Annotated in this window: 5 protein-coding genes and 1 pseudogene; 2 read left to right on the top strand and 4 right to left on the bottom strand. The window is 46.1% G+C overall.

Annotation, left to right across the window (positions count from 1 at the left end; all coding sequences use genetic code 11):
• Positions 1-1,060 (bottom strand): annotated as a pseudogene (locus tag VF412_RS08825) (hypothetical protein); the annotation flags it as partial.
• Between the two features lie 159 nt (positions 1,061-1,219).
• A complete protein-coding gene (locus tag VF412_RS08820; protein ID WP_331338866.1) occupies positions 1,220-2,161 on the bottom strand; it encodes a cation diffusion facilitator family transporter in 942 nt (313 codons plus the stop codon).
• A 90-nt stretch (positions 2,162-2,251) separates the two neighbouring features.
• Here VF412_RS08820 and VF412_RS08815 point away from each other — a divergent pair, with 90 nt between their 5' ends.
• Entirely contained in the window at positions 2,252-3,163 is a 912-nt protein-coding gene (locus tag VF412_RS08815) for a COX15/CtaA family protein (RefSeq protein ID WP_331338865.1), read from the top strand.
• A gap of 22 nt (positions 3,164-3,185) precedes the next feature.
• On the opposite strand, the gene VF412_RS08810 is transcribed toward VF412_RS08815, so the two are convergent.
• On the bottom strand, positions 3,186-3,803 hold the full coding sequence (locus VF412_RS08810; RefSeq protein ID WP_331338864.1) for an LON peptidase substrate-binding domain-containing protein: 618 nt from the start codon (positions 3,801-3,803) through the stop codon (positions 3,186-3,188).
• Between the two features lie 56 nt (positions 3,804-3,859).
• Between VF412_RS08810 and VF412_RS08805 the strand changes: the two genes are divergently transcribed.
• Positions 3,860-4,270, top strand: coding sequence for a thiol-disulfide oxidoreductase DCC family protein (locus VF412_RS08805; protein WP_331338863.1), 411 nt, complete (start codon positions 3,860-3,862; stop codon positions 4,268-4,270).
• Here the strand turns inward: VF412_RS08805 and VF412_RS08800 are convergent.
• Positions 4,255-4,671 (bottom strand): (deoxy)nucleoside triphosphate pyrophosphohydrolase, encoded by a 417-nt coding sequence (locus tag VF412_RS08800; RefSeq protein WP_331338862.1) that lies wholly within the window; start codon positions 4,669-4,671, stop codon positions 4,255-4,257. The two genes, VF412_RS08805 and VF412_RS08800, sit on opposite strands and share 16 nt — an antisense overlap.
• Positions 4,672-4,954: the final 283 nt, after the last annotated feature.

The raw sequence follows: 4,954 nt of genomic DNA, 5'->3' as shown, positions 1-4,954 counted from the left end.
CTTTATCCAAGCCACCGTCGATCTCAATACCTTTTAAAAAACCACCAAAGTTGGTCGCATCGGTCCAATAGCGATCTGACATTCCGCCCGTCGTTCTAGGAGCATAAAGCTGAGCCCCCCCCGCCGTGCGAACCCAACCATTTCCGATATAAACACGGTCTGCGAAGGTCACAGCCGAGTAAGGAGATGTGTCCGCTGTGGCATCCGTGTCACCGACTTTAGGAAGATAAATATCTCTATTTACAAAGACGGGACTTAGGAAAACCAGCCCTGTGGAAGTACCAAGCTCTTTACGATTGTTAAACTGATGCATGGCTACATCGCCATTACTCATAGTCGTATTATAAGGCACATCCATACGCAGATCTTCCGGCACTAATAACGCGAATGAACCTACTTCACGAGGATAAATAACAATCGAGGATGTTAGAGACAATTCACGATTTGATAACTTAATAACCGAACCTAAGCTATTTAACAAACTGACCTTCGCGGAAAGGTACACTTCACGACCCGCACGCGGCAAATATCCACTAGTGTCCTTTGTCAAAGTCACAGAAATGGTGGACACCGGAATGACCGAATTGGTGGTCTGATCTTTCACGTTTTTTAATTGAGTCACAACTGAGTAAAGAGGATGAGTTGCCGTAATTGCACTCGGATTCAACGTCACTGTGAACGAAGAAAGGCCGATGTGATTCACATCAACATTACCAACAGAGGTCCCCTGAGCCACCATCTGACGGATAAAGTTTTCTGAATCTGTCGACATGATCAAACGCTCAACGCTATAGGGACTGGTAAGATCACACGTTCCTTGATCCGGAAGTAAAGTCTGATCGATAAAACAATATTTTTGGCGGATACCAAAAAGCACATAATCCATTGTACTGTTCAAAGCAAAGCGAAGACTTACGACATTCGATGTTTTACTAATTTGTTGTTTCTGACCAATCACGTAGTTAGATAGAAAGTAAAATGAAATGCTCATCACCGCTGTTGCAGCGAGAACTTGCAATAACACGCTTCCGCGATTGTTACGTACTGTAGTGGTTGTCATAGACGCCCCATTCCCAATCATGGGGTCTTTATCGGCAGAAATGGGATAAAACTTTTGGGAAAACTGAGTCTTTTTGCGAGCTTGACTTGGGAACTATACAAAATGAGATTTTTTGTCTCATTTTGTGACGAAAATACTTCTCAACTAAAATTACCGAATCTATCGATGTGTCGGATCGACACATCCAAAACCCAGTGTCTCAGTTTCGATCGTGGCTTCGATGATGCCGAATTTTTTTACGACATCTTTAATCTTCAACTTGGCTTTTTCCATGTCTTGCAAGCTGGCGTTTGTTCCAAGCACCACATGGGCCGTCAAGACATGATTTTCCCCATCCAAAGACCAGATGTGGGCATGATGAACATCCACGATATGATCGACCTTCTTGATTTCTGCGGTGACCTCTTCAACAGAAGTTCCAACTGGTGATGCCATCAAGAAGACCTTCATCGCCTCTCTCAAATTTCGAAAGACGTTATATAAAATCCAAAATGACAAGGCGATCGCGAGTCCCGCATCCACTTGGGGCACGTCGAAGAACTTCATGATCAAAGCGCCGATCAAAACCAAAACCCAACCAAGGACATCTTCGATCATATGCCACATCAGCATACGTTCATTCAACGACGTCCCTTTCGAAACGCGAATAGCTGCAAGACCATTAATTGCGACACCAAAGATCGCAAGAATCAACATTCCATCCGTATGAACAGCTTGAGGATGAACCAAGCGCGGAATGGCCTCAACCAAAATGAAAATAGAACCGACAGTCAAAACCATTCCCGTGATGACCGCCCCTAGGGTGGAGAAACGACGATAGCCATAAGAATAATTCTCATCACTCGAACGATGAGAAACTTTCTCCATTGTGATAGCTAAGACCATTGCGAGTGCATCGCCGAAATCATGAAGAGCATCACTCATAATCGCCACACTGTTCGTCATGATGCCGCCAACAAGCTCGACGATAGCAAAACCTAAATTGAGCAGGAAGGCGAAGCGCATGCGCCCTATGATCGCCCCGTGGGCGTGAGAATGGTGATGGCCACCCCCGTGGCTGTGACTATGACTGTGATGATGAGAGTCGTGCTTTTCAGACATAACTCAGTTAGACATCCCGGCACTATTTCTGTCAATAACTCAGGGCCTAAGTTGACCCATTTTGAGTGCCATGTTACTCACTTTCGTATTATGACAAAATCTGGATACAAGAAATTTGCATTTAGCCTTCTGCTTTACACTGTCATCGTTATTTTATGGGGAGCATGGGTGCGCATCTCTCACTCGGGTGACGGTTGCGGCGACACATGGCCTCTGTGTCATGGACAGCTCATTCCTGAGGCGCAACGTGGAAAAACGTGGATCGAGTATGCTCACCGCCTGATGTCCGGCATCTATGGATTTGTGGTGATTTATTTCTGGTGGGCCGCTCGCAAACTTTATCCTGCGGAACACTTTGCTAGAAAAGCAGCCCTTGCAACTTTGATCTTTATGATCACCGAAGCATTGCTTGGCGCAAAGCTTGTTCTGTTCAAACTGGTGACAACAAACGATACGCCCTATCGCGCATTTGTGATGGGCCTTCATCAAATGAATTCATTCATGCTGACCGGAGCTGTAGCTCTTACTTTTGCTGCCGCAACACTGAGCGAAGCTTTGCCAACACCAACAGCATCTTACAAGAAATACAAATATCTTCCTTGGCTGATCGTTGCGATTGGAATCACCGGCGCATGGGCGGCGTTATCGAACTCCCTCTTCCCTGCTGACAACATTATGGACGGATTTTTTGCCGACTTCTCGACACAATCTCATTTCTTGATCAGGCTTCGGGGTTTACACCCATTGCTTGCAGTTTTAGGCGCAGGATCTCTGGCTCTTTTCTTCTGGATGAAGGCACAAACTGCTGAAACTACCTTAGTGCAAAAGAAGTCTATGCAGATGAGCATGCTACTTGTCGTGGGGATTTTCTTCGGCATGGCGACGTTGCTTTTGCATGCACCAGTATGGATGAAAATTGCGCATCTGACTTTGGCGCAAACGATCTGGGTTGTTTTACTTCAGTGGATCTTCTTTGCTCGTCGTGGCTTCGCTCAAGACTGATCTCAACTTTCGAGCTTCAATATTAAGTTGTAAGCTCGTTAGACTCCATTAAGCGATGAAGGAAATCGACTTTTTCATTAATGTCGTTGTACTCAAGCACCATCTGCTGCAAATCATAGTCACGAACCATGTAGGACGAAAAGGCCCCAACAATTTCTTCCGGATGAGACAAGTTTCGCATGAACATTTCTTGCTGAGCCGGATCAGGAATGTGCGTATGAATCCAGCGAGTCATCACTCGGTGCATAGAAGACAGCTTCGGTCTTAAGTTCGCCTCTAAAATATTATTCTCTGGGATGATCTCCCCTTCGCAAACAATATAGGACGTCTTGCGATCAAGAACTTTGCCTAGACGTAACTTGCCTTGCCCTTGCAAGAAGATCAAAAGTGTCCCGTTGACTCTTTCCTCGACGATTTGAGCGTAACCATACCCTGCGATCTCACGAACAAAGGGAACGGAGTCGCCTGGCCGAACGGGCGTAACCTTAGAGGGATCTTCGATAAAGCCAAGAGCCACAGGTGTGCGACTCTCGATAGCATCTTTGATCATCGCAAGATAGCGAGGTTCAAAAATGTTCAAGGGCTTAGTAGTTCGCGGGAATAGTGTCACATTGACTAGAGGAAATAGAAAGACTTCCATGGTGCTGGACTCCTCGCCTTGAAAGTCTATTATAAAGATTGTAGCCTGAGATTGCTATGGAAAAGGTAGATGCGAAAATGAGAAACGTCGTATTTTTTGATGGTATCTGTCACCTTTGTAACGGGTTCGTCGACGCTGTCATTTCTCGAGACAAATCCCATGCTTATCTCTTCGCTCCCCTGCAAGGCTCGACCGCAGAAGAGCTTTTGCCAGCTAAAGACCGCACGGATCTATCGACAGTGGTTTATTATGAGTCTGGTAAGTTGTACTATCGTTCTGCGGCTATTCTTAAAATCCTCTCGGGTCTTGGTGGTCTTTATAAATTAACCGCCATTGGCTGGTTGATCCCAGGTCCCCTTCGCGATCTGCTTTATAAACTTATCGCAAAGAATCGTTACGCATGGTTCGGCCAAAGGGACTTCTGTCGCCTTCCAACACCTGACGAAAGATCCTACTTACTTCCTTGAAGAATTAAAGGCACAAAGGGGCGATCCGCTGCGGACAAGTCATCGACGATGATTTCCTGAGGTGAGCACCATTTCAAAGCGTCGTGCTCACGTAGCTCCACATCACCTTGCAGAGTTTGCGCCCAATAGACACGCAATCGAATCAGTTTTGTGGGATATGCGTAATCTTGCTCCCCTAGAAATTCCCCTACGCGAATGTGAATTCCAAGTTCCTCGTCGATTTCACGAACAAGAGCTTGCTTGGGATCTTCGCCGCGCTCGACTTTACCACCGGGAAACTCCCAAAATCCAGCGCCACTTTGACCGGGACCTCTGCGCACGATGAGGATTTTTTTATCAGCATCGAACTCTCGACGAATCAGAGCGGCAACAACTAAAACGGGCTCATTTTTTCCGCTCATATTTCCTCCGAACGTTTATCATACCGCGATGAATGTGGAGTGCAAGCCAATCTCTGGAAAGCCATGATTCTTCCCTTGATCTCTTGCGGACAGTTGCTATCATAATTCTTTGGGCAGCTTGAAATTCGAGGACCGACCCTATGATTGATACACAGAATTCATTTTTTATAATCCTCATCAGCGGTGTGGCCCTGTTTCTGTACGGAATGGGACTAGCCAGCTCTTCTCTTGAGAAGATCATGGCCGGCAAGATCACGAATCTTTTGAACCGTCTTTCGCAGAG

The organism is Bdellovibrio sp., from assembly GCF_036384735.1.
In the GTDB taxonomy this organism is placed as follows: Bacteria; Bdellovibrionota; Bdellovibrionia; order Bdellovibrionales; family Bdellovibrionaceae; genus Bdellovibrio.
Note: the sequence above shows the minus strand (reverse complement) of the source record. Positions and strands in the feature narration are given on the sequence as shown.